A 24,072-nucleotide genomic window follows, 5' to 3' on the forward strand; every position below is an offset into this window, starting at 1 on the left:
GAAGCGACTAACGGATGGAGTCGTTCAGGGAGCCTCGGCGGGGCCGACGACATAGAACCGTTTACCAGTCTGGGAGACGGGAGGGGTGAAGGTGCGGGTGACGACTGCTCCGGTGCCGGCGACGAATTGCAGCAGGGTGTAATCGATCAGGTTCTCGGTGTAGAAGAGTCCGTAGTTCTGGCCGTTGGCGGTTTCGAAGCTGATGGTGTTGTCGCCGTTCTCCTCGAGTGTGTAGGCGGTGATGGTGAGCTGAGGTAGTGGGGAGATCGTCGCCGCACCGGGCCCATCCGTGGTGAAGCCGGCGGGGACCTTCAAAACAGAGGTCGATCCGGGGTTGGGCGCGTAGCTGCCATCGGGGGCTGGAAGTGCGTCGCGCATTCCGGGGATGGGTGCGTAGGATCCGGCTGGTGCGTCGACTGCCGAACTCGCACCGCTCTGGGAAACGAATCGGCCGGCGGGTGATGGGGTTTGGTCCTGTGCTCCCGTTTCGCTGACGAAGTATCCCGGGCTTGCAAGGAGGGCGCTACGCATGCCGGGGACGGGCACGTACTTTCCTCGCTGGGCCGTGAAGCAGGTGGAGAGCCCCGGGGTGGGGGCGAATTTCCCGGCGGGCGCGGGTTCGGGCTCGGTGCTGCCACCGACGGCGGTGAAGTATCCGGGTGGAGTTGGGATGGAGGCGGGCATGCCGGCGACCGGGGCGTAGCTGCCGGGTGATGCGGGGGTCGCGGAGGTGGCACCGGAGGGTGCAAATGAGCCAGCTGGAGCGGGGGTCTGGCTGGATTGACCGGCGTTGGCGACAAAGTGCCCGGCAGCTGCGGGCAGGGTCGATGACATGCCGGAAAACGGAGCGTAGTGGCCGGGGGGGGCGCTGAAAGCCGAAGTCTGGCCGGGATTCGGAACGTAGCGGCCTACTGGAGCGGCGAGGGGGGCATCAGCCCCGGGGATTGGGTTGATGTGGCCGACCGGCGTCTCGAGATCGGTGGACATGCCGTCGGCGGGGACGTAGTGCCCGGCTCTTGCTGCGGTCGCAGAGGTCATTCCGGCGGCGGCGGTGAAGCTGCCCGCCGGAGCCGGGAGCTGGGTGCTGGAACCGAGAGATGGGACGAAATACCCGGGGCTGGCCGGGATGGCGGCGCGCATGCCCACGATCGGTGTGTAGTTGCCGGCTGGCGTGGCAAGGGTGGAGGTCATGTTCGGATCGGGCGCGTAGCGTCCGACCGGTGCGGGCAGCACCGCGCCCGATCCTGGATTGATGAAGTAGCCGGGAGGGCTGGTGAGATTGATCCAGCGGCCGGAGGTGAAGAGGGCGGACTGGCCGTCGACGGTGATCTCGATCTCATTGTCTGCTCCAGCGGTGATGGGTTTCTCGATGGTGAGCTTGTCGTGCAGGCTTGAGATGATGGGGGCGGGGTTGCCGCCGATGCTGGCGCTGATCACGCCCACATTGACGCCGAAGTTCTTGCCGAAGAGGGCGATTTGGGGGGTGGACGAGGCGAGGTCGCGTTCCGGGGAGAAGCTCGTGACGACGGGTGGGTCGTAGGAGAAGAGGATCTGGTTGGAGTTGTTGGCGCCGTCGGTGACGATCAAGGGAAGATTCATGCCTGTGCCTGCCGGCAGCTTGAAGGTGACGGAGGCGGGCGTGACGGCGTCGGGTTGGGCGACAGCGCCGCCAACTACGATGGTGGTATTTTGTGGGGCTCCAAAATTCTGACCGTAGACGGTGATGAGCGAGCCGCCCTGGGTGGGAGCATCACCAACCCAGTCGGTAATGGTGATCTGCCCGGAGGCCATGGAAAGCAGGCAGGTAAGGGCGAGTGCCAGCGCGGCCGGGCGGAAGGAGGAGATGGCAGACATGGGAAGCGGATGAAAACTCCGCCCAATCTACCGAGCTGAGCGCCCCGCGGCAAGCCTGCCATTTCCCTTCGCTGCGGCGACGATCCCGGCCAGGGAATCGGTGAGCTGGAAGGCCGGGCGGAATCCGGTCAGGGTTCGGAGCCGACCGGCGTCGCAAACTTTGCGTGGGGCGCCTTCGGGTTTGGTCGTGTCGAAGCGGGTCGGCTTGTCGATTCCGGCCAACTGCATCAGGGCGGCGACCAGGTCGCGCATGGCGATTTCCTCGGCGCTGCCGACGTTCACCGGTTCCGGGTGAGGGTGGTGCTCGGCGAGCATCAGCAGGCCGGAAGCGAGGTCCCGGGAATCGATGAAGCTGCGTGTCTGGTTGCCCGAACCCCAGACCACGATTTCCTCTTCTGCGGGGTCGAGGATACGGCCAAGCAGGGAGGGGATGACGTGGGCGCCGGGCCCGCGGGCTTGGTCGCGGGGGCCGCAGGCATTGAAGGGTCGGGCAATGGTGATGGCGGTGCCTCCGCCGTGGGCGGCGGTAGCGCGCGCCTCGATCTCGCGTTTGGCCAGACCATAGCCGCGGTTGGCCGCTTCGGGCTCGGTGCCTTCGAGCGGGAGTTCGGGGGTCGGCACGGGCGCGTCGTCCGGGTAAACGCAGGACGAACTGACCACCAACAACCGCGGCACTTCCGCCTCGAGCGCTGCCGACAGCACTGCATCGGCCACCGCGAGATTCTCGCGATGGAGGCGCTCATGGCGGTCGTCGTCGAGCATCAGGCCCGGTGCCCGGCCGGCGAGGTTGAGCACGGCGTCGGCGTCGCGGAAGGTGTCGGCCAGTGGTAGGCGGGTGAGGTCGGCCTGGACCCGATCGATGCGGTCGGCGTGGGGGGCAAGCCGCTCCCAATTTCCGGAGGATGTGTCGTCGATCACCCGCACCCGGGCGCCGCAAGCGACCAGCGCGTCGACCACCGACGAGCCGATGAAGCCGGCGCCTCCGGGAACGACCACCTGTTTTCCTGACCAGTAGCCACGCACGGGGGCGGATCCTCCGGGGTTGGCGTGCGGGTGGCGAGACAAAATCACGCCTTGGCTTTACCCGTGGCGGGGGATCGCGCAGCCTGCGGCTCGATTATGGATGACCCTCCGCTGAGCATCATTGTCGCCGCATTCAACGAAGAGGACTCGATCGGGGCGACGCTGGAGGACTTGCGGGCGCACGTGCCGGCGGGCACCGAGGTGCTGGTGGTCGACGGCGGCCGCGATGGCACCGGGCGGATCGTGCGGGAGTTCGCTGGGAGGATGCCGGGGCTGCGCTACATCGCGCACGCTGACGACCGTGGCAAGGGGCATGCGATCCGCACCGGGATGCGCGAGGCGCGGGGCCTGGTGCAGGCGCAGTTCGATGGAGACGGGCAGTTTCTGGCGAAGGATCTGGCGGCGCTGGTCGGGCCGATCGAGACCGGTGCGGCTGACCTCGTGCTCGGGTCGCGCTTCATGGCCGGAAGTGGCAGGGACGAGGAGGCGACATGGACGCGGGACCTCGGTAATTGGCTCGTCAGCGGCTGGGCGAGCGTGCTTTTCGGGTCGCGCATGACCGATGTGCTTGCGGGGGTCAAGGCGTGGTCGCGCGAGGCTGTGACGGTGGTCGAACCACGCAGCGACACCTTCGAGTATGAAGTGGAGATCCCAGCTCGGGCGCTGAAGGGCGGGCTGCGTGTCATCGAGGTGCCGGTATCGACCCGTGCGCGGACCTGTGGAGAGTCGAAGGTTTCCGTCCTCCGGGTCGGTATGAAGGTGCTGGCTGCTACCGTGCGATTCCGATGGAGCTGAGGAAGTCATGGTCGTGGATGTGGGCGCCGGCGCTGCTGGCGGCGGTGGTGTATGCGCCGGTGGCGGGCTTCGATTTCGTCAACTATGATGATAGTAGTTACTTCTATGAGAACTCCCGGGTGCTCGGCGGGCTGACGGTGGAGAACGCCCGCTGGGCCTTCGAAATCCACGGGCCGAGCATGTGGATTCCGCTCACCTGGCTGTCGCACCAGGCCATGGTGAGCCTTTTCGGATCGGACGCCGGGCCGCACCATGTGCTGAACCTCGTGCTTCATGCGCTGAATTCGGCCTTGCTCGCCTTGTGGCTGGCGCGGGCGGTTGGTTCGCGCTGGCTGGCGCTCGGGGTGGCATCGGTCTTCGCGGTGCACCCGATCCATGTGGAGTCGGTCGCCTGGGTCACCGAGCGCAAGGATGTGCTGTCGATGGCCTTCTGCTTGCTGGCGCTGCTGGCCCACGAGCGCCGTGCCCGAGGTGGTGGGTGGCGGTGGTGGGTGGCGATGCTTGTTTTCCACACTCTGGCAGTCATGGCCAAGCCACTGGCGGTCACGCTGCCTTGCGTCATGCTGCTTCTCGATGCCTGCCCCTACCGGCGGCAGCTCACGAAGGGGGTCGTCGCGGAGAAGATGCCACTGCTGGCGGTGTCGGCGTTGGGGAGTTGGCTCACGGTGTTATGCCAGACCAGCATGGGGGCGATCGCATCGGGCGATGACTTTCCGCTGCCGATGAGGCTGGCGAATGCGGTGGTGTCCTATGCAACCTACGTCCGGCGGCTTTTCCTGCCGGACGACCTGATGGTGTATTATCCGTATCCCGATGGGGTGCCGGCGGCCATGTGGATCCCAGCGCTCGGGCTGCTGGCGGTGGTTTCGTGGGGTGTGTGGCGGCTACGCCGCGCGGTGCCGTTGGCGGGTATCGGCTGGCTGTGGTTTCTCGGCACGCTGGTGCCGATGATCGGGCTGGTGCAGGCCGGCGGTTCGGCGATGGCGAACCGCTACGCTTACTTCACCTTCATCGGACTCTATCTCGCTCTTTTTGCCGGTCTTGCGGCGGCGATGAAACGGTGGCCGGAGGCCAAGCCTTACCTTGCTGGTGCGATCGGTGCGGCCGTGGTGTTGCTGGTCGGGCTGGGCCGTCATCAAGTGCGGGTCTGGCGCGACAGCGAGAGTCTGTTCCGGCATGCCCTTTCAGTTTCAGAAACGAACCATCTCGCCCAGAATAACCTTGGGCTCGCCCTCATGGCGAAGGGGCGTGCCGTCGAGGCGCGACAGCACTACCTTGCCGCTCTTGCCGCCAATCCCGGTTATGTTCAGGCGCTCAACAACCTCGGCATCCTTGAGGCTGAGTCGGGTCGGCCCGGTGAGGCGGGTCAGCGATTTGAAGAGGTTGTCGCCCGGCAACCGGACCATGCCATCGCGTGGCACAATCTCGGGAAGGTGCGGGTCGAGCTCGGCTTTCCGGATGCTGCCCGCGTCGCTTTCCGCCGGGCGATCGAGCTGCGGCCGGACTTTGCCATGCCGCGCTACGATCTCGCCGGGCTTGAGATTTCGTTGGGTCGCTGGGAGGAGTCGCTCGTTGAACTCGATGCCTTGATCGAGTCCGTCCCGGACCATGCCAACGCCTGGACCAACCGTGGCTTCGTCCTAGCCAAGCTGGGCCGCCCTGCCGAAGCCGCCGCGGCTTACCGCCGGGCGGAGGAGCTCGGATCGTCGCAAGCGAGGATCAATCTGAGGCTGCTGTCGGAGGAAACAGCACCGCGTGGGGAATGACTCCATCTCGCCGGGCTCGGTTCGAGTGCCGCTTCCGGATTGCCCCGGACGATTCCGCCCGTTCATGCAATTCTGTTAGGTGGTGTCCGGTGTGGCCAGGAATCCGGCAAGCGACTAACTGATGGTGTCGTTCAGGGAGTCGTAGGGGACCGGGTGGTCATCCTCGCGGTTGTCGAGGGATGGCATGGCATCGGCGGTATTGGCGATGCTTTGTTCGGCGGATTCGAGGTCGTCGAGCAGGGCGATGTGGAAGAGTCCGTCCCCTTCATCGGCGACGGCTTCGTTGGTGCGGCCGATGAGGACGCCGGCGCGGGTGGCCTTGACGGGGGTTTCCTTGCTGCCGTGGGGATCGGCGATGAAGCCGAGCAGGCTGTCCTTTTCGACGGCTTTCCCGAGGGCGACGAGTGGTGTGAAGATGCCACCGGCCGGGGAACGTTCCCAGTAGCTGCGGTGGGACACGAGGGTCGGGGTGCGGCGTCGGGACCGCTTGCTGGTGGGCAGCATCTCGAGCTGCTGCATGACGGCGAGGATGCCTTCGGTGCCGAAGCGGATGGACGGGGCATCGAGGCGCAGGGCTTCTCCGGCTTCGTAGAGCAGTGAGGGTTTGCCGAGCTCGAGGCAGCTGTGGCGGAAGGTGCCCTCCCGTGCGTGACCGATGAGCATGACGGGGGGGTCGAAGATGCGTGCGAGCTCGCGCGACTCGGGGCAGTCGGCACTGATGCGGATTTGCGGGAAGTTTGGCCGGTTGATGGCTCCGGTGTGGAGGTCGATGACGGCATCTGCGTGGGGCAGGACTTCCTCGGTGAGGACACGGGCGAGGCGTCCGCCGAGGGATCCGGTGGCGGATCCGGGGAAGAGGCGGTTGAGGTCGCGCCGGTCGGGCATGTAGCGCGAGCGGGTGACGAAGCCGGGGCGGTTGACGATGGGCACGGCGATGAGGGTGCCTCTGAGTCTGGACAGTCTGGGCTGGCGGAGGATCCGGCGGATGATCTCGGTGCCGTTGTATTCGTCGCCGTGGATGCCGGCGGTGAGCATCAGGGTGGGTCCGGTTTTTTTCCCGTGGACCACGGTGACGCGGAGCCTGAGCTCCTCGTGGGTGAGGAAGGTCCCCACGGGGATGGGGATCTGTTCGCGCGTTCCCGGTGCCACTTCCTGTCCGTTGAGGACGAAAGGAGGGCGTTTGGCGGTCTTGGAGGCCCGTCGTTTCGGGCGGGCGGAGCCGTCGTCTGTCATGGTCGGTCAGCCTTTGCCGCGGGTGCGGGTCGATCCTCCCTTGGCGTTTTTCTCGATGAATTCGATGATCTTGCCTGCCACGTCCTTGCCGGTGGCCTGCTCGATGCCTTCGAGGCCGGGGGAGGAATTCACTTCCATGATGACGGGTCCGTGATTCGAGCGGAGGAGGTCCACACCGGCGACGTTGAGGCCCATGATGCGAGCGGCACGGACGGCGGTGGAGCGTTCTTCGGGGGTGATCTTGACGACGGCTGCATTGCCGCCGCGGTGGAGGTTCGAGCGGAATTCGCCCTCGGCGCCCTGGCGCTTCATGGCGGCGACGACCTTGTCGCCGACGACGAAGCAGCGGATGTCGGCGCCACCGGCTTCCTTGATGAATTCCTGGGCGAGGATGTTGGCATCCATGCCGCGGAAGGCTTCGATGACGGATTCGGCGGCCTTGGTGGTCTCAGCGAGCACGACGCCGACGCCCTGGGTGCCTTCGAGGAGTTTGATGACGATGGGTGCGCCGCCGCAGAGTTTGATCAGGTGTCCGGTCGCCTTGGTGTCGTGGGCGAAGGCGGTGACGGGGAGGCCAATGCCTTTCCGCGAAAGCAACTGGAGGGAGCGCAGCTTGTCCCGCGAGCGGGAGATGGCGACGGACTCGTTGACCGAGTAGGTGCCCATCATTTCGAACTGGCGGACGACGGCGGTGCCGAAAAAGGTGTGGGATGCGCCGATACGGGGGATGACGGCATCATGGTCCTTCAGCTCGTCGTCCCCGAGGAAGATGGTCGGTCTCATGCTGGCGATGTTCATGTGGCACTTGAGGTAGTCATAGCGCTTCATGTCATGGCCCCGCTCGGTGCCTGCCTCGAGGAGGCGGCGGGTCGAGTAGAGTTTCGGATTGCGTGAGAGGACGGCGATTTTCATAGGAGAGTGACGGCTAGGGTGGGTAACCCGATGCGTCAAGCAATGGGCCTGATTTGCGGATGAAAGACGAGGATAGAATGCGGGAAATCGGAGGTGGGAAGGATTGAGGAAGCCCCGGCTTGATTGTCGGTGCCGGGCGGTCTTCCATCCCGCCGCGCATGTCAGGAGGCTTTTCATTTGATTCGTTGAACCCCGCCCAGCGGGAGGCGGTAGGCACCTTGGACGGGCCGGTGCTGATCCTGGCGGGTGCCGGGACGGGGAAGACGCGGACGGTGACGTGCCGGATTTCCAACATGCTCGAGACGGGAATTGCGCCGGAGGGGATTCTGGCGGTGACCTTTACGAACAAGGCGGCGAGTGAGATGCGCGAGCGGATCGCCGGGATGGTGGGCAAGAAGCTGGCCGAGAAGATGACGGTGTGCACCTTCCACTCGCTGTGCGTGCGGCTGCTGCGCGGCGGGATCGACAAGCTGGGTTACAAACAGAATTTCACGATCTGCATGTACAGCGATCAGGTCGGGATCATGAAGCAGCTGATCATCCGCAAGGGTGGCAAGGATGAGAAGCTGAAGGCGGAGGTGGTGCTGGCGGAGATCTCGAAGGCGAAGAATGCCGGGATCGAGCTCAAGCACATGGATGACGATTTCTTCGCGGAGCTGGCGGTGTCCTATCAGAATGAACTGCGGGCGCAGAACGCGGTGGACTTTGATGACTTGCTGGTGCTTGCCGAGCAGTTGCTGCGGGAGCATCCGGATGTGCGCGATCATTTCCGCTCGGTCTATACCCGGGTGACGGTGGATGAGTTCCAGGACACGAATGGTCTGCAGATGCGTCTGCTCCAGCAGCTTGTCGGACCGCCCTTTCATGTCTGCGTGGTGGGTGACGACGACCAATCGATCTACGGTTGGCGTGGGGCGGAGGTGGCGAACATCCTCGAGTTCGAGCGATTTTTCCCGAATCCGAAGGTGATCCGGCTGGAGGAGAACTACCGTTCGACCCATGCGATCCTCCACACGGCGAACAGCCTGATCAAACGCAATGCCGGTCGGCGGGAGAAGGAGCTGCGGGCGACGATCGCGGGGGGGGAACCGGTGCGCCTGCTGGGCATGCCGGGGGACGAGGAGGAAGCGGAATTCATTGCCGAGGAGATCCTTTCCCTGAAGGCCACCGAACAGCGGCCGTGGGAGGATTTCGCGATCCTTTTCCGCACGAACATGCAGAGCCGCAAGCTGGAGGAGGCGTTGCGCGAGCAGAACATCCCCTACCGCATGGTGGGTGCGCAAAGTTTCTATGACCGTCGCGAGATCCGCGATGTGATGGCCTATCTGGAGCTGCTGGATGATCCGGAGAAGGATGTGCCGCTATTGCGCATCCTGAATGCTCCGCCGCGGGGGATCGGGCAGGGGACGACGATGATGGCGACGGAGTTCAGCCGCGAGCGCGACATCAGCGTGTGGCGGGCCTTGTGCGATCCGGAGTTCACGGATCCGCTGGCGAGCCGGGGGAGGAATGCGATCCAGACCTTTGTGGCGCAGGTGATGACGGCCAAGATCCAGCTCCAGAACAAGGAGAACCCGCCGCAGGATGTGCTGGCGGCATTCCTCGAGGAAACCGGTTATTTGCCGTGGTTGGAGCGTGGCTGCAAGACGCCGCAGGAATTCGACCAGCGGCGGGAGAGCATCCACGAACTCTATCAGGACCTGGCGAAGTATGCGAAGCGCGGGAAGGGCGTGAGGAAGTTCCTGGATGACAGTGCCCTGGCCTCCGAGCGGGACAACGACGATCTGGAGAAGAAGCAGGGAGCCACGCTGATCACGCTGCATGCGTCCAAGGGGCTTGAGTTTCCGGTGGTCTATCTGGTCGGGCTGGAGGAGGGGGTGCTGCCCCACCAACGAAGCATCACCGAGGGCACCAAGGACGAGGAACGGCGACTGCTTTACGTGGGCATCACCCGGGCCCAGAAGCGCTTGACCATGACCTACTGCATGGTTCGTAGAAAGTGGGGTCAGCAGGTGGGTTGCACGCCGAGCACGTTCATCGGCGAGCTGGACGAGGAGCATGTCATCCATTCCTCCTGGGACGACATCATGGGTGCCGAGGTGAGTGAGGATGAGCTCGGCGACTTCTTCGGTGAGATGGAGGATTTCCTCAAGAGCTAGCGGCACGGGCATCGGAGATGCTTCCGGGCACGCGTGCCGGGAGGCCGTTCTCAGGTTGTCCCGGGCCGAACTTGACGCATTTCGTTCGGTGGATTCGAGCGCTCCGGGTGCCGGGATGGTCCGGGTTCGGGGGAATAGTGCTTTCGTTGACGGGAGGATTTCATTATCTAGCTGCTGACCATGAAACTGATTCTTCCTTTTGTTGCCGCCGCCGCTGCCCTGGCGCTGAGTTCCTGCTTTTCCACTGCCATCGACGTTGAGGCATCTCCCGTGGAAGGTGTGAATTACTCGCAGTACAAGACTTATGCGTGGGTGCCCTTGGATTCGGTGGAAGCCAAGGATTTGACGGAGAAGGACAAGGGCCTGCGCCAGGCATTCGTCGATGAAGGCAACCGCATCATGGCCCGGCAGGGCTTCAAGCAGGCCGAGAGCGGCGAGCCGGACCTCTACATCTATGCCCGCGGTCTGCGTGCTCCGGGATATCGTTCGGTGGGCGGTACACCCAAGTATGAATCCCGCTACGTGCCGGGTGAGGAAGGTGCCATGTGGCTGGCTGGCACGTCATCCGGTTCGGGTCTGACATCCGGCTACCTGAAGCAGGAGAGCCAGATCGGTGTGCGCTTCCTCATCTCCGAGCCGGCCAGCGACAAGGTGGTGTGGCGTGGCAAGGGGTTCGTGCGGATCGATGACAGCCGCAGCGAAGTTCTGCAACGTGATGATGCCCGTGAGTTGGCCCGCAAGCTCCTCAAGGGATTCCCGCCGAAGAGCTGAGTCGGTTTCCATGATTTTCCAAGCGGGCCCGGTGTATGCCGGGACCGCTTTTTTGTGTCGAGAATGAGTTGGAAGATGGTGGGTTTTCCAGCGCAAGAGTCCATCAGGTGGATGGTGGGGCGTGTGAAGAATTCGAGAAGGGTGGATTGATTCTTTTGCCGGGCGATCGGTCTCACTAGGGTGCCGGATCATGAATTTGCGGAGTTGGATGACTTTGGGTTTTGTTGTCGGGCTGGTGGCGATCGCAGCATGTCGTCGCAGTTCGGGTTTCGTGGGTGGGAGTTTCGGTGGGATGGAGGAACGGCAGGAGATGACGCCTGCTGCGACGGCCGATGAGTGGCTGGAACGCCGGGCGCTCGACCGGAAGCAAGCATGGGGAGGCATCCTCGGGAACTGGTATGCCGAGATGCCGCCTGAAGTGGAGTGGCCCAAGCTGTTGGATGCGATGGAGAAGGACCTTGCCGGTCCGGGTGCGGCACCCGAGGAGGCCCGCTTTCCCGGATCCGGCGGGCTGACGCCCGGGAAGGAACGTTTGTTCGTCAACCTGATGAAGGGCGATGAGAAGGGCGCGCAGGAACTGGTGAGGGAGCTGGTGTTGAATGCGCGGAGCAGAGCATCATCGTTTGGTCGGGAGGCCAAGCGCGATGCGGTGCTCGCCTTGAGCGTGGACCCGAAGGAGGGGGTGGAATGGTTGGAGAAGAACCGACCTGAGTTGCTGGCGTCCGGTTCGAGCGGGTCCTACCACCGTTCCTCGAAGAAGGCGTGGGAAGAGGCTCTGGAGGATGCGACGCTCAGTCAGGCGATCACGCTCTTGAAAGCCGACCTGACCGGGGACGACCGGGCGGAGAAGCTTGGCCGGCTGCTGAAGGTGGCGGAACTGGCGGAGGACACGGCACTGCGGGATGAGGTGGTCGAGATGTTGTGGGCCGACGCGCAGAAGGGCCTGAAGGATGAATCCTTCCGTGGGCTTCATTCGAACCGGCGGTTGATCGAGGCCCTGGCCGCGATGGAAGACTGGAAGCGCGTCAAGGAATTGGCCTCCGACCTGCAGGGGATGAGGGAGAAGGTGATGGCGAGGGGTGGATATTATGGGGCGGGTTTCGACAGCATGATGTGGATCGCGATGTACCATGTGGATGGTGCGGAATCCTTCCTGAATGAGCTCGAGTCGCACCTGAAGAGCGGGGAGGTCAGCCTGCAGGAGGCGTATGTCTTGCTGAGGGATGATGGCAATACGGGAGAGGATCTGGGTTCGATCTACGTCCGGGCGCTGCTGGAGTCCGGTCGCAAGGATGAAGCGTGGTCGGTGGTTCAGAGGGTCCTGGTGATGCACCCGAAGAGCGACCCTCACTACGAGCTGGCGCGAGAGGTGGCACCTGGGAAGTTCGTCGGTTTCCTCGACGAGCTGATGGTCTTCGATCCCTTCGAAGAGCGTCCTTTGATCTGGAAGGCGGAGGTGGCGCTGGAGGCGGGCCGGCTTGATGAAGCGAAGGAGTGGGCGGAGAAGGCGATTGCGCTGGATCCGTCTGACGGCGATCAGGGGAAGACATCGCGGATGAAGGTTTACGAGGTGCTTTCGCGGACCTTGGCGAAACTGGGTGACGAAGAGAAATCGCGGTTCTTTGCCGAAGTGATGGTTTCGATCCGCGAGGGGGAGGAGGCGGATGATTTCCTCTATGCCGGATTGATTCGTGAGGCGACGGAAAGGTATCTGGCCGCTCTGGATCACTTCGGGGATGCCTACTGTCTGCAGTCCCGGTTGGCGTTGACCCTGGCGCGCAATGGTCGTTTCGAGGAGGCGGTGCCTCATTTCGAGAAGGCGTTCGAGTTGATGCCGGTCAGCTTCGGGCCACGGGAGAGCCACTGTTTCGGGTGCGAGGGTCTGTTTTCGGATGAGCGGGTGCGGCCGATTGCGCAGCGGATCCTTGCGGAGTTCATGAAGAAGCATCCTGACAATGCGAGGGCTCCCTACCTTCTGGGGCTGGTGCTTGAGTCGATGGATGAGAAGAAGGAAGCGATGCTGGCCTTCCGCAAGGCGGTCGAGCTGGATCCGAACTACTTCAATGCCGCGACGCGGCTGCTGAATCTGCTCAAGGAGGATTTCCGAAACTACGAGGAACGCCGTAAGTTGTTGGCCAGGATCGTCACGATCGCGCCGTACTCGGAATTGGGTAGGTTCTACAGCATGCGCACGGACCTGGCACAGGCGTGGCGGGAAGCGGGGAAAGTCGGGCCTTCACCGTTGACCTTGGAGGAGTGGGGTTTTCAGCCCGCGCCACGGACCGAGCAATTCAAGGACGACCAGTCCATCTACATGTGGGCTCCGGAGGCGGTGAAGGCCATGGATGGGTGGAGCCGCGATGAACTGTGCCGTGAGAACCAGCTGCTGAAAGCGATCGAGGATCTCTGAGGGATTTAGGCATCAAGCGGAGTCACCGGGCGATTCGGTTTCCGGATCCTGCCGGGGGCCGACGAAGCCGAGGTCATCGACGAAGAGGGGGTGGGGCAGTTGCAGGCCGTCCGGTCCTGCTGCCGGACCATGGAGGGTGGTGATGCCATCCTTTTCGCTGAAATCGAATCCCGGGAGCAGATGCCCGTAGGTGCCGGGTTTGCTTCCCGGTTGGTGACTGCAGCTTGGGCTGATCTTGGGGGGATCGGGGAAGGACATGGCGACGATGATGCCGTCGACGGCCAGACACGGGCAGTGGATCCAGCCGGGCGGGTCGATGGGATCGAGCGCGTCCGGGCTGAAGTCGTAGAAGGGAACGGCTCCCTGCGTGGGGGGCAGTGCGAGGATGCTGTGGCGCAGCTTGGATCCGCCGACCCAGCAGTGGTCCTGGGGGCTGGCTTGGTCACGATGGTGGAGCTTGACCTTGAAGAGCTTGGTGAAGGTGGCGACGGATGGCAGGGCGTCGATTTCCGGGTCGTCGCTGAGTCGTGCGATGGCCTGCCGGCGTGGGAGGGCGTTGATCTGACCCAGCTGGTAGCCGTTGGCCTGGACGGCTCTGGGTTCGGGGCGTTTCCAGCCTTTGAGCCGTGCTTCGACAGCTGCGGATGAGGCTTTCAGGATGCCATGGCGGATGAGGCTGATCGAGGCGTCCCTGGGTTCGATCGGCTCGCCGAATGAGATGGCCAGTCCGTAGGGGATGCGGTGGGGGCGTTTGCGAAAGTAGCGGTTTCCCTCGAATGAGAAGATGGATCCCCATGCGCCGTCGAGCCATGCCGGGACGATGGGTGCCTTGGCCTGACGGGCGATGATTTCGAATCCGCGTTTCAGGGGGAGCAGGGTGCCGGTGCGGGTCAGGCGACCTTCGGGGAACAGGCAGACGAGGTCGCCCTTCTGGAGGGCGGCTGCGGCGGTGCGCATGGCCTCACGGGGTTTGCCAAGATCGATGGGAACGGTTTCAAAGAGGGTGCAGAACCAGCGGATGGCTGGCTTTTCCATGTAGATGGCATCCATCACGAAGCGCACCGGCCGGGGGCTGGCGGCGGTGATGAAGAAGGCATCGGCCCAGCTGACGTGGCTTGGAAGCAGGAGCACTCCGCCTTTCTCCGGGATGTGCTCGGCGCCGACCGGACGGATGCGGTAGAAGATGCGCAGGATGCTCAGGCCGATGACGCGGACGAAGTGTCCGGGCAGGAGCCGGATGATGAACCAGGTGATGAGGCCGCAGCCGACGCCGGCGATGGCGAGTTGGATGCGGTAGCCCAGCACCGTTTCGACTCCGGTCATGTCGGCGATCAGGACGAGGCCTTCGACGAAGGCGGCGGCGATGATGCCGATCAGGCAGTCCTGGAGGTTGACCGCGGATTGGAGTTCGCCGCGCTGGTTGGGCGGGTAGCGGTCCTGCATCCATGCATTGAGCGGAGCGAGGAAGAGCGCTGCAAAGAAGGCGAGGGAGGCGAGGCCCCAGAGGAAGCTCCCCGAGATCGGGGAGAGGGCGGCTTTGAGGACGGCGTGGAAGCTGATCTCGGCGGCGCTGAGGAGGCGGAGGGAGCCGGTCGGGTCCTGAAGCGCGAAGATCAGGGCGGTGACGGTCATGGCGACGCCGGCGAGCGGGACCCAACCGAGTTCGATCCGTTTTCTCAGCAGGAACGATGCGACGCCGAAGCCGAGGGCCATGCCGAGGGTGGCGGCTGCCATGAACCACGAGGACAAGGTGCCGAAGCCTCCCTGGCCTTCGGTCAGCACCTTGGCGAGCTTGACCGACCAGAGATTGATGAAGGTCGCGAAGCCCCAGAAGAAGGCGACGCCGAAGGATGCCTGGCGCAGGGGGGCGTCCCGCCACAGGTCGCCGAGGTGCTTGAAGTGCTGGATGAGAATGCCGCCATGGAGTTTCTCGGCACCCTGGGCGGGGGTGCGGGGAACGACCCAGGCCATGAAGATGGCGGGCACGGCGAGGGCGGCGAGGACGACGAGTGGGGGGAAGGCGGCTTGCCAGGCGACCTCGGGGGTTTCACCGAGGGCCTTGTAGCGCTGGTCGTAGATGATGCCGGCGGCGATCTGGCCGCTGAGGATGGCGAGCATGGCCATCATTTGCTGGATGCCTGCGGCAAAGCCGAGGTGCTTGGAGCCGACGAGCTCCTTGTTGATGCCGATCTTGGCGGGGCTGAAGAAGGCGGATTGCACGGCCAAGGCGAAGAATCCGCAGAGGGCGAGCTCCATGCTGCGGATGTGGATCGAGGCGCACAGCCAGAGGAGGATGAGTAACTGGGCGATCGCGGCGCCCAGCATGACATCTCGTTTCGAGAAGCGGTCGCTGAGCCATCCGGCGAGGGGGGCGAAGAGCACGAAGGGCAGGGCGATCATGATGGTGGCCCATGACTCGACGGAGAAGGCAATCGCTCCGCCAAGGGGAACCAGGATGAACTGGGCGGCCTTGTCGTTGAACGCATTTTGCGTCTGTTGGACGATCATGCTCCAGAAACCAACCCAGTGTCGACGTGTGGGCTCTGCATTGGGTGCTTCTGAAACTTCCATCCGAGCGCAAGCTAGCAGGCTCCATCGGCGGGTCGCAAGGTCGGGGACCATCGAAGATTGATGGGGAAACATTGAGCAGGCTTCGAGATTCCCAAGGCCGGGGCTTTCCGCCGGGAGTCCGGTCTGCTGGAATTCCTGCCGTGCAGATCCGAGTGAAGGCCGTGCCCAACGCCAAGCGCAGCGAGGTGGTGGGCTGGGAAGAGGATCCGAGATCAGGTCGGGTGCTGCGGGTGCGAATCGCGGCCCCTCCGGTCGAGGGAAAGGCGAACAAGGCGCTCTGCGCGTTCCTGGCAACATGGCTCGGGACCTCGAAATCGCAGGTGAGGCTGCTGAAGGGGGAGGGGGCGAGGATCAAGACCTTTGAGGTGCCCGATGGGGATTTGCCGTCCGTGGAATCCCCGTCGGCCTGAAGGGAGTGCCTGTCGCCGTGCCGTGAGTGGAAGTACTATGTCGATCGTTTTTGGATTCCGAGAATGGGCGGATCGGGGTTTCTGGTAGGGGCGGATCGGGCGTGGGACGATTGTTTGTCCCGGCAGGCGATGGAGAAACTAATATTGGATGAGATGAAGTGGCAGGCCGACCCGTATCGACGGTGGGACCAACCGAAACCATGACCGTTTTCCTTCCTGCGATACGCCACTTCCTTCTTCTTTTCCTCTGCCTTTGTCTCCCGCTCTCTGCTGCGGAGAAGCTACGTGTCCTGATGATCGGCAACAGCTACACGGCTCAGACGCGGGCTCAGGTGAAGGGTTTCCTCGATGCGGACCCTGAAGTGGATGCCGAGCTGGTGGCGCACTGTCCGGGCGGGAGAAAGCTCGTGCAGCATCTGGCGAATCCCAAGGTGGATGCCCTGCTGCGCGATGAGAAGGGATGGGACGTCGTCGTGTTGCAGGAGCAGAGCCAGGTGCCGGCCTTCGCGATGACGAGCGGAGGCGAAACGCTCAAGATGTTCGTGGAGGGCGGAGAGGGCATGCTGCGAAAGATCCGCACGCTGCAGCCGAAGGCGAGGATCCTGCTGTTCGAGACCTGGGCGAGGCACGGCGGTCCGGAGGGGGCGGGTGTGTTGAAGGGCTTCGGTGGCGATCCGCGGAAGATGCAGAAGGCGCTGTCGAAAGGGTATGCCTTGCTGCGCAGGAACCCGGGCAAGTGGGACTTTTCGGCCACGGTGACGATCGCCCCGGTCGGGACGGCGTGGGAGGCATGGTATCGCCGGCATGGATACGAGGAGGGTTCGCGGAATCTGCATTCGAAGGATGGCTCGCATCCGGGCAAGCTGGGGGCGTATCTCACCGGCGCGGTGTTTTATGAAGCGCTCACGGGTCGGTCCGCCGTTGAGGTGGAGTTTCCGGGCAAGGTGGGGGATGCCGATTTGGCTGCTGAGCTCAGGGCGCAGGCGCACAAGGTGTTCTAAATCCCCTTTGCAGGTTGCCGGAGCTGCGGCATGAATACCCGGATGAAAGCCATAATCATTTCCATGCTGTTGGGTCTCGGGGTGTCATTCGCTGCAGAGGTGGTGCCGATCGAGAAGGGAGAGAAGCTGATCGCCGACAAGGTGCAGCTGCTCGATGTGCGGACGGAAGAAGAGTGGAAGGAAGGGCACCTGAAGGGGGCCGTGCGTGCGGATGTGACCGAGAAGGGCTTTGCCGAGGCGGTGAAGAAGGTGACGGATCCGGACAAGCCGGTGCTGGTCTACTGTCGCAGTGGTGGGCGCAGCGCGCGGGCGGCGAAGCAGCTCGAAAAGCTGGGCTACGAGGTGGTCTATGACCTGAAGGGCGGCATCACGGCGTGGAAAAAGGCCGGGAAAGAGGTGGTCAAATAAACACTATTTGACGCGTCTTCCATCTTGATTGATTAAGGAGTCCGAAGTATCTCTCCTGCCGCTGATGCCCACGCGCAGGAAGAAAATCATGCTCGGATCGAAGACGAGCTCGAATCGTCGACGGGCTCGTCCGAGTTTTTCGGAGGCGATTCGTCTCGCCGAAGCGCGTGCCCGGGTGAGGGCGAATCGGCCGGCGAACCGACGCCGGCACAAGTCCGTCCATGCGTCCATTGCGGGGACGATGGAGCTGGACGACACGCCGTCGATCCTGCTGCGGATGGGGCGGTGGATGCTGGCTTTGGTGCTGCTTCCTTTCTGTGGGGTCACGAGCTGGACCTTTTTCAGTCAGTTCTCATCAGTGGCGCTCGATCATGGATTCTGGCGTTCGAGTGCGTTCTGGTACTTTGCGACCGGTGGTCTGCTGATGGTCGGGTGGTTCGCCACCGGGCTGCTGTGGAATGCGTTTCTCTACCTGTATGTGCTGGGTCACGAACTGACCCACATCGTGTTCATCTGGCTCTTCCGTGGTCGGATCAGTGATTGGGGGGTGAGTGTGGATGGCGGCTATGTCACGACCGACAAGTCGAACATCGTGATCGCGCTGGCGCCGTACTTCATGCCGCTGTGGGCCGCCCTGATTGTCGGGATCTACGCCTTGGTCGGCTGTTTCGTGGACCTTTCGCCCGTCGTCATGAAGTCGCTGTACGGACTGATCGGGTTCTTCTGGGCGTTCCATCTGCTGTGGACCTTGTGGATGATTCCCCGGGACCAGCCGGACCTGCGCGAGAACGGGACCTTCCTTTCGCTGATGATCATCTATCTGGCCAATCTGCTGGTGCTGGTCGTGCTGACCTGTCTGGCGTCGCCGGCGATGGATTTCCGGACCTTCGCCTCCGGCTGGCTCGCCAATGGGCAGGAGGTTCGTGAGGCGGCGGAGATGGCGCTGCGTCGAGTGCTCCGCTGATCGGGCGGGTGGTGACCGGGCTGTGCCCACCGGATAGGGTGGCGGTTTGATTTTTGCCGACAGCCGGGGGATCGATGCCTACCGTGGTGCATGGCGAATGTGGGCGATCGGGCGAGTTTGGAAGTCCTGCGGGATACTCGGGTGGGACTGTTCCTCGATGGTGGTGGGGAGTTGGGCGAAGTGCTTCTGCCGCTCCGCGAAATGCCCGCGAGCTGGGAGATCGGTGGTTTCCTCGAGGTCTTCATCTACTGCGACTCCGAGGACCGGCCGGTGGCGACGATGAAGTATCCGAAGGTGATGCCGGGCGAGTTCGGTTATCTGGAGGTGCTGGCATCCACCGGAGTGGGTGCCTTCCTTGACTGGGGATTGCCGAAGGATCTGCTCCTGCCATTCGGCGAACAGAAATCACGCATCGAGGTGGGGCGCTCGTATGTCGTGCGGGTCCATGTGGACGAAACCAGTGGGCGCATCATTGCTTCCCAGCGGATTGGTCGATTCCTCAGTCAGGAAAGGCCGGTCCTGAAGGTCGGTGAGGAGGTCGACCTCATCCTCTACGGCAAGACCGAGCTCGGCTACAAGGCGATCGTCAACGAGGAGTATTCTGGTCTGCTTTTCGCCAATGAAGTCTTTCGTCGGCTGCGTGCCGGAGAGCGGACGAAGGGCTACGTGGTGCAAGTTCGTGGGGACGGAAAGATCGATCTCTCCCTCTACGCGCCGGGCCGGGCGCGGGTGGAGGAGATGGAGGAACGTCTGCTCGCCGAACTGCGCAAACGCGGCGGGACCTGGGACCTGTGTGACTCAAGTCCGCCGGAGGCGATCCACGCCGCGCTCGGGATCAGTAAGAAGGTGTTCAAGCGTGCGACGGGTGCCTTGTTCCGCAAACGGATGATCGCCATCGAGGAGGATGGGATTCGCTTGTTGGAGGATGAGGACTGGAGTCCGGAGGAGGAAGGTTGATGGCTGGGACAGCTGCCGGTCCGCTCATTTCAATGCCACCCAACGATTCGGCCTTCGGTTCGGCAAACGGATCGAAGGCATCCTTGTAATAGAAGGACGCACCTTTGGTAATAAGGGCATGCGCCTATTCTAATGTGTTACCCATGTACCCGGTTCATACCGGGTCGACTCTCTTCGACTGACTCAGATCAGCTTGAGGGTATCGGTCAAGGTGAGCCAGCCACCAATCAGGATGAGAACGGAGCCGGTGAAGATGAGCGCTCCGCGTTGGAGCGACTGGACCCGGCGTAGGACCTTGCCCGCGGTCTCGGCACTTAGGATTGTCAGGAGAGCAAGAATTCCGACGGGGAGGGCGGTGCCAATGCCGTAAACCACGACGGCGAAGATGGACAGTGATGAGGCGGCGGCGAGGGGCAGGAGGCTGCCGAAGAACAGGGCGGCGGAAACCGGGCAGAAGGAGAGGGCGAACAAGGCCCCGAGAGCGAACTCGCCAAGCAAGCCCCAGTGGGAGATCTTTTCGGCAACCGATTCCGACCCGACCTTGAAGCCCGGTGGCAGTGGCAACCAATCCAGGATCGCCATCCCAGCCAGGATGAGGATCGGGCCGACGATGGGCAGGACGCCTTGGCGTAGGAACGCGGCGAGCTCCGGCATCGAGGCGAGACCGGCAAAGATGGCTCCGGCAATCGCCACGTAGGCGGCGACGCGTCCCAGCGTATAGGCGAGAACGCTGATCATGGCCCGGCGTAGGTTGGCCATCCGTCGCGCCAGCATGGTGGTTGCGGCGATGTTGGTCGCCAAGGGGCAGGGACTCACCGAGGTGAGCAGGCCGAGCCAGAGGGCGGAGGCCGCCGCGAGGAGGATCGTGTTCATGGGAGGGCCGCGAGGCGGGAACGGATGGGGCCTTCGAGGTAGGCTTTGAAGGCCTCGGGGTCATCCTTGAGGGACCAGACTTCATCGAGCTTCTCCCAGTCGCCTGATTTTCCGGACTGAGCCCGGGAGACGACGACCGTCTTGAACGCCAGGTCATAGTCGGATTCGAAGTGTTTGTTCTCGGGGCGGTCCAGGTTGAGCGTCCGGAAGCGCAGAGTTCCGGATGCGAGTTCGGAGGCGAACCCTTGCTCGAGGGTTTCCCGTGTCAGGACTTCGATCGTGCGGCAGGAAGTGCAGCGTACATCGGTGGTGAAATAGGTGACGAGCACCATCGGTTCGGTGCTTGGCGGCGGCTGGGTCGCCGGTGGTGATGTGGCCGCGGTCGCGAGCCCGGTGGAAGCGGGGTTCGCGAGCCGGTCCCATGCCCAGTAGGAAATCGATCCAAGCGCGAAGACGAGGAGGATGGATTGGGCGATCCGTTTCATGATGATTGGAGCATGGTCTTCAGTTCGTCGATCGTGGGCACCTTGCCGGTGGTCCTGACCTTGCCATCGACGACGAGTGCGGGGGTGATCATCACGCCGAAGTCGGCGAAGCGCATCATGTCGGTCACCTTTTCCACTTGATACTCGATGCCGAGTTCATCGGCGGCCTGAGTGGTGGCGTCGGTCAGCTTGTGGCATTTGGCACATCCCGTGCCGAGGATCTGGATGGTTTTCATCTTGTGTTGCTTGGTTCAGGTTGCGGGAAAGAAGGCGCCGTAGCCCCAGCCGGTGAGAGTGGCCATGACGACGACGAGGAAGACGTAGGTGGCGGTTTTTCGTGGGCCGATGACGGTGTTGATGACGAGCATGTTCGGCAGGCTCAGTGCCGGGCCGGCGAGTAGCAGGGCGAGCGCGGGCCCGCTACCCATGCCGTTGCCCATTAGCCCTTGGAGGATGGGGATTTCGGTTAGGGTGGCGAAATACATGAAGGCACCCGCAAGTGCGGCGAAGAGGTTGGATCCGAATGAGTTTCCGCCGACGGCTTCGGAGATCCATGAAGCCGGGATGAGACCTTCGTGGTCGGGCCTTCCCAACAGGAGTCCGGCGACGAGCACACCACCGAGGAGGAGCGGCATGATCTGCTTGGTGTAGGTCCATGTCTGCTCGAACCATTCGCCGGCCTCGCCTTCGCGGCCGGCGGTCATCCATGCCAGGCCGAGGACACCGGTGAAGACGGCCCAGGTGGCGTTGCCGCCGGTGGCGATCGAGGTGGCGATGACGGCCAGGACGGTAATGAGCAGCCGTTTTCCGGGAACTTTCAGCCAGCTCCAGAGCATCATCGCGAATGCCAGGGCAAAGGCGGAGCTCAGCCACCATTTGAAGGCATGGACGGCCGCGAAGAATCCGCTGCTTTCCGCACCGCCCCAGTTGGAGAAGACGAGGATGCCGAGCATCGCGGCAAATAGGGTGGCGGTTTGCCACAGCGGGCGGGCGGGTTCCGGCTCCGGCAACTCAGCCGCCTTGGCGGCCTTGTCTTGCTCTTCCCGACGAAAGAAGAAGGCCATCAGGAGACCGATGACGACGCTGAATCCAATCGCGGCAAGCCCCCGGGCGAGACCGATGCGGGCACCCAGCACGTTGGCAGTGAGGATGATGGCGAGGGCATTGATTGCCGGGCCGGAGTAGAGAAATGCCGTGGCCGGGCCCAGCCCAGCTCCCATCCGATAAATGCCTGCGAAGAGCGGCAACACGGTGCATGAACAGACGGCGAGAATCGTTCCTGAGACCGCCCCGACTCCGTACGCAACCGGCTTGGGCGCCCGCGGGCCCAGGTAGCGCATGACCGAAGATTGCGAGACGAAGGCGGCGATCCCTCCGGCAATCCAGAAGGCCGGCAACAGGCAGAGCACGACGTGCTCGCGGGCATACCATTGAGTGAGCGCTAGCGCCTCCGTTACGGCGCCATCGAAGCGGGCTTGGCCTACGGGCGAGAAGTAGGCGGCAGCAAAGACGGCGAGCAGCCATCCGGCAATCTTCAGTTCGTGGTTTCGGTTCATTGTTTTCCCAAAGTGCGAAATAGTTGGGCAAAAAAAAGGCGCTCAATCGCAGCAGGCGGAGCGCTTCGGTTTCTCGTCGGCGAGGGTTGATTGGCTTGGGTCATCGAGGCAGGCGATGAAGTGGGAAACGCAGGGCAGGGAGAGGCGATAGAAGATCTGGAGGCCGCGCTTTTCGTCCTCCACCAATCCGGCGTTCCTTAGCACCGAGAGGTGACGTGAAACCGTCGACCACCCCGCATCGACGGTGTCGACAAGCTCGCACACGCAGCGTTCGCCATTCTCCAACTCACGAATGAGAGTCACTCGTGTGGGGTGCCCCAAGGCCTTGAAGATCTCGTGCGGCTCAGCCATGCGGGCATGTTTCGCGAAACTGCGAAATAGTCAAGACGGGTTTTTGTCTGAATTGTGATTGGGGGATGCAACAGGGGCCATCTCGAATGGTGGGGGGAAGGAGACGCTGGCGCGTGATTGAGGGTCGTCCCGTCCCTCCTGTTTGTAATCGAAGTGCAATAGAAGGATGGAATAGAAGGACACGCCTTTTGAAATAAAGCACAGCAAAGTTGCCGGAGGTCTCACTTCAACGAAGGGCCGAACCGAATGGGGGTATCCTAACCGCGTGACAGACGCCCCAGCCGACAACGCCGGACGGCGAGGTATTGACGAGAGCTATCACGATGGGAAGCATGTGGATACTCAGGAACGGACTTCGGTCCGTTCTTCGCGCGGGCTCGACCCGTGTCTAATTGGAACCGCCGTGTACGGACCCGTACGCACGGTGGTGTGGGACCCGTGGCTGGCTCTCGTTAGTCAGTCACGGGGACCCGATTCGCCCTATTCGTTTCGTGGGAGATTGCAGCCACCAGAAGATCGCATCTCGAACCGACGCTCGTAGTCTGCCAAACGTGATTCGAATGCATCGCGGGAAACCGTTGGTATCGATCCATCAAGGGCCTTCTCAATCGCTTGATGTAAGTCGTAAACTGCCAACTGTGACAGCAGATCCGATGAATAGACGGCGGGGAAGCGATGCCCTCTCATCCCTGTCTCGATGAATACACAGGTATCGGGAGTCAGAAACAACCATGCAAGGCATCGATAGTTCCCTCGATCGTCTATTCCGATCCAATGATTTGGTGCGGGCTGGGCCACCAGATGCTCATTGAACATCCTCTGAATGTCGGCCTGCAGCTCGACTGAAATCCAATATGGCCACTTTTTCCCGTTCGGCTGTCCATCAGAGAGGATGAACGTCGGGTCAAAGATCTCGTCGGGTGGAATCTGTCCACCTTCCTGAGCCTCATCGAACGCTTGAGCAAGAAACCACACATCAGCGAAATAGGTCAGAAGATCCAATCCACGATATCGCTCCTCCAGATAACGTGAGTTGATCCTAATGAAGGAAACTTGGAACCTGCTAAGAAGATTGTTCTTCAGTTCATCCCGTCGGATCTGCTCAGGTTGCCGGTGAGTTGGGCCATCAAATTCAACGCAAAACTGAACTTCCTGCTCAGAGTCAGTCACCAAGAAATCAACGTGGGACTTAAGGGAAAAGGTAAACTCCTCGTTGGATATTCCGCTGTTGTTAACGGGAATCACATCGGCGAGGCGGACCTTAGAAAAGACGTGTGCGCCAACTGCCTCGGTGACAGCACGGAGCTTGTCGTATGTGACCTCCTCGTAGCTGTTCAGAAAGCGGCTCATTCTATTTTGGCGAACGTCTGAGAAATGGCGATCCCGACCCTTATGGCGGGGCTCCCGATTCTCGTTGCCGGATTGAATCACCAAAACGGAGACGCAACAAGGCCGCTGAAAGGGGTCGCCATCTTCGTCTTGTGTGTGCCCAGCATGGGCGCGTTGTAAATGGGGTTCAAGTCCCCTGTAGGAATACCAGAAATGAAACGAAACTACCATCTGAAGCCAACTC

The 24,072-nt window shown here is 62.7% G+C and carries 21 protein-coding genes; 10 read left to right on the forward strand and 11 right to left on the reverse strand.

Annotated features, from left to right (window positions below; genetic code table 11):
* Positions 1–24 precede the first annotated feature (24 nt).
* Complete coding sequence (locus JIN81_RS17875) at positions 25–1,854, reverse strand: IPT/TIG domain-containing protein (protein WP_200283189.1); 1,830 nt, start codon at positions 1,852–1,854, stop codon at positions 25–27.
* A gap of 27 nt (positions 1,855–1,881) precedes the next feature.
* A complete protein-coding gene (locus JIN81_RS17880; RefSeq protein WP_200283191.1) occupies positions 1,882–2,925 on the reverse strand; it encodes an NAD-dependent epimerase/dehydratase family protein in 1,044 nt (347 codons plus the stop codon).
* Positions 2,926–2,973: 48 nt separating this feature from the next.
* On the opposite strand from JIN81_RS17880, the gene JIN81_RS17885 reads away from it, so the two are divergent.
* Complete coding sequence (locus JIN81_RS17885) at positions 2,974–3,672, forward strand: glycosyltransferase family 2 protein (protein ID WP_200283194.1); 699 nt, start codon at positions 2,974–2,976, stop codon at positions 3,670–3,672.
* On the forward strand, positions 3,663–5,438 hold the full coding sequence (locus JIN81_RS17890) for a tetratricopeptide repeat protein (protein ID WP_200283196.1): 1,776 nt from the start codon (positions 3,663–3,665) through the stop codon (positions 5,436–5,438). The genes JIN81_RS17885 and JIN81_RS17890 overlap by 10 nt, the downstream gene beginning before the upstream one ends.
* 114 nt (positions 5,439–5,552) lie before the next feature.
* Here JIN81_RS17890 and JIN81_RS17895 read toward each other — a convergent pair whose 3' ends face one another.
* On the reverse strand, positions 5,553–6,671 hold the full coding sequence (locus tag JIN81_RS17895; RefSeq protein ID WP_200283198.1) for a succinylglutamate desuccinylase/aspartoacylase family protein: 1,119 nt from the start codon (positions 6,669–6,671) through the stop codon (positions 5,553–5,555).
* A gap of 6 nt (positions 6,672–6,677) precedes the next feature.
* On the reverse strand, positions 6,678–7,583 hold the full coding sequence (gene rimK, locus JIN81_RS17900; protein WP_200283200.1) for a 30S ribosomal protein S6--L-glutamate ligase: 906 nt from the start codon (positions 7,581–7,583) through the stop codon (positions 6,678–6,680).
* A gap of 158 nt (positions 7,584–7,741) precedes the next feature.
* Here rimK and JIN81_RS17905 point away from each other — a divergent pair, with 158 nt between their 5' ends.
* The 3 genes from JIN81_RS17905 (at position 7,742) to JIN81_RS17915 (ending at position 12,923) form a co-directional block, all read left to right on the forward strand.
* On the forward strand, positions 7,742–9,742 hold the full coding sequence (locus tag JIN81_RS17905; protein ID WP_200283202.1) for an ATP-dependent helicase: 2,001 nt from the start codon (positions 7,742–7,744) through the stop codon (positions 9,740–9,742).
* Between the two features lie 180 nt (positions 9,743–9,922).
* A complete protein-coding gene (locus JIN81_RS17910; RefSeq protein ID WP_200283204.1) occupies positions 9,923–10,513 on the forward strand; it encodes a DUF4136 domain-containing protein in 591 nt (196 codons plus the stop codon).
* Between the two features lie 190 nt (positions 10,514–10,703).
* Positions 10,704–12,923, forward strand: a complete 2,220-nt coding sequence (locus JIN81_RS17915) for a tetratricopeptide repeat protein (protein WP_234045372.1) — start codon at positions 10,704–10,706, stop codon at positions 12,921–12,923.
* Positions 12,924–12,935: 12 nt separating this feature from the next.
* On the opposite strand, the gene JIN81_RS17920 is transcribed toward JIN81_RS17915, so the two are convergent.
* Positions 12,936–15,431, reverse strand: coding sequence for an MFS transporter (locus JIN81_RS17920; RefSeq protein ID WP_200283209.1), 2,496 nt, complete (start codon positions 15,429–15,431; stop codon positions 12,936–12,938).
* Positions 15,432–15,634: 203 nt separating this feature from the next.
* Between JIN81_RS17920 and JIN81_RS17925 the strand changes: the two genes are divergently transcribed.
* From JIN81_RS17925 to JIN81_RS17945, 5 genes are all read left to right on the forward strand, one after another.
* Positions 15,635–15,904, forward strand: a complete 270-nt coding sequence (locus JIN81_RS17925; RefSeq protein ID WP_200283211.1) for a DUF167 domain-containing protein — start codon at positions 15,635–15,637, stop codon at positions 15,902–15,904.
* Positions 15,905–16,104: 200 nt separating this feature from the next.
* Positions 16,105–16,905 (forward strand): SGNH/GDSL hydrolase family protein, encoded by an 801-nt coding sequence (locus tag JIN81_RS17930; RefSeq protein WP_200283213.1) that lies wholly within the window; start codon positions 16,105–16,107, stop codon positions 16,903–16,905.
* Between the two features lie 63 nt (positions 16,906–16,968).
* Positions 16,969–17,313: a rhodanese-like domain-containing protein gene (locus JIN81_RS17935; protein ID WP_234045380.1), complete on the forward strand. Its 345-nt coding sequence runs from the start codon at positions 16,969–16,971 to the stop codon at positions 17,311–17,313.
* Positions 17,314–17,401: 88 nt separating this feature from the next.
* Positions 17,402–18,277 carry a hypothetical protein gene (locus tag JIN81_RS17940; RefSeq protein ID WP_234045393.1) on the forward strand — a complete coding sequence of 292 codons (876 nt, stop codon included), beginning with the start codon at positions 17,402–17,404 and terminating at the stop codon, positions 18,275–18,277.
* A 90-nt stretch (positions 18,278–18,367) separates the two neighbouring features.
* On the forward strand, positions 18,368–19,234 hold the full coding sequence (locus JIN81_RS17945; protein ID WP_200283219.1) for a CvfB family protein: 867 nt from the start codon (positions 18,368–18,370) through the stop codon (positions 19,232–19,234).
* A gap of 183 nt (positions 19,235–19,417) precedes the next feature.
* Here the strand turns inward: JIN81_RS17945 and JIN81_RS17950 are convergent, their stop codons facing one another.
* The 6 genes from JIN81_RS17950 to JIN81_RS17975 form a co-directional block, all read right to left on the reverse strand.
* Positions 19,418–20,107 (reverse strand): aromatic aminobenezylarsenical efflux permease ArsG family transporter, encoded by a 690-nt coding sequence (locus tag JIN81_RS17950; protein WP_200283221.1) that lies wholly within the window; start codon positions 20,105–20,107, stop codon positions 19,418–19,420.
* Positions 20,104–20,592 carry a nitrophenyl compound nitroreductase subunit ArsF family protein gene (locus JIN81_RS17955; protein ID WP_200283224.1) on the reverse strand — a complete coding sequence of 163 codons (489 nt, stop codon included), beginning with the start codon at positions 20,590–20,592 and terminating at the stop codon, positions 20,104–20,106. Before JIN81_RS17955 ends, JIN81_RS17950 begins: the two co-directional genes overlap by 4 nt.
* The gene (locus JIN81_RS17960) at positions 20,589–20,828 is read right to left on the reverse strand and encodes a thioredoxin family protein (protein WP_200283227.1); all 240 of its coding nucleotides are present in this window, start codon (positions 20,826–20,828) and stop codon (positions 20,589–20,591) included. The genes JIN81_RS17955 and JIN81_RS17960 overlap by 4 nt, the downstream gene beginning before the upstream one ends.
* A gap of 15 nt (positions 20,829–20,843) precedes the next feature.
* Positions 20,844–22,148: a permease gene (locus JIN81_RS17965; protein WP_200283229.1), complete on the reverse strand. Its 1,305-nt coding sequence runs from the start codon at positions 22,146–22,148 to the stop codon at positions 20,844–20,846.
* Positions 22,149–22,190: 42 nt separating this feature from the next.
* On the reverse strand, positions 22,191–22,499 hold the full coding sequence (locus JIN81_RS17970; RefSeq protein ID WP_200283231.1) for an ArsR/SmtB family transcription factor: 309 nt from the start codon (positions 22,497–22,499) through the stop codon (positions 22,191–22,193).
* A 480-nt stretch (positions 22,500–22,979) separates the two neighbouring features.
* On the reverse strand, positions 22,980–24,072 hold a 1,093-nt coding region (locus JIN81_RS17975), incomplete at its 5' end, for a DUF2726 domain-containing protein (RefSeq protein WP_234045396.1).

The sequence above is a fragment of the Haloferula rosea genome (assembly GCF_016595525.1).
Taxonomy (GTDB): Bacteria; Verrucomicrobiota; Verrucomicrobiia; order Verrucomicrobiales; family Akkermansiaceae; genus Haloferula; species Haloferula rosea.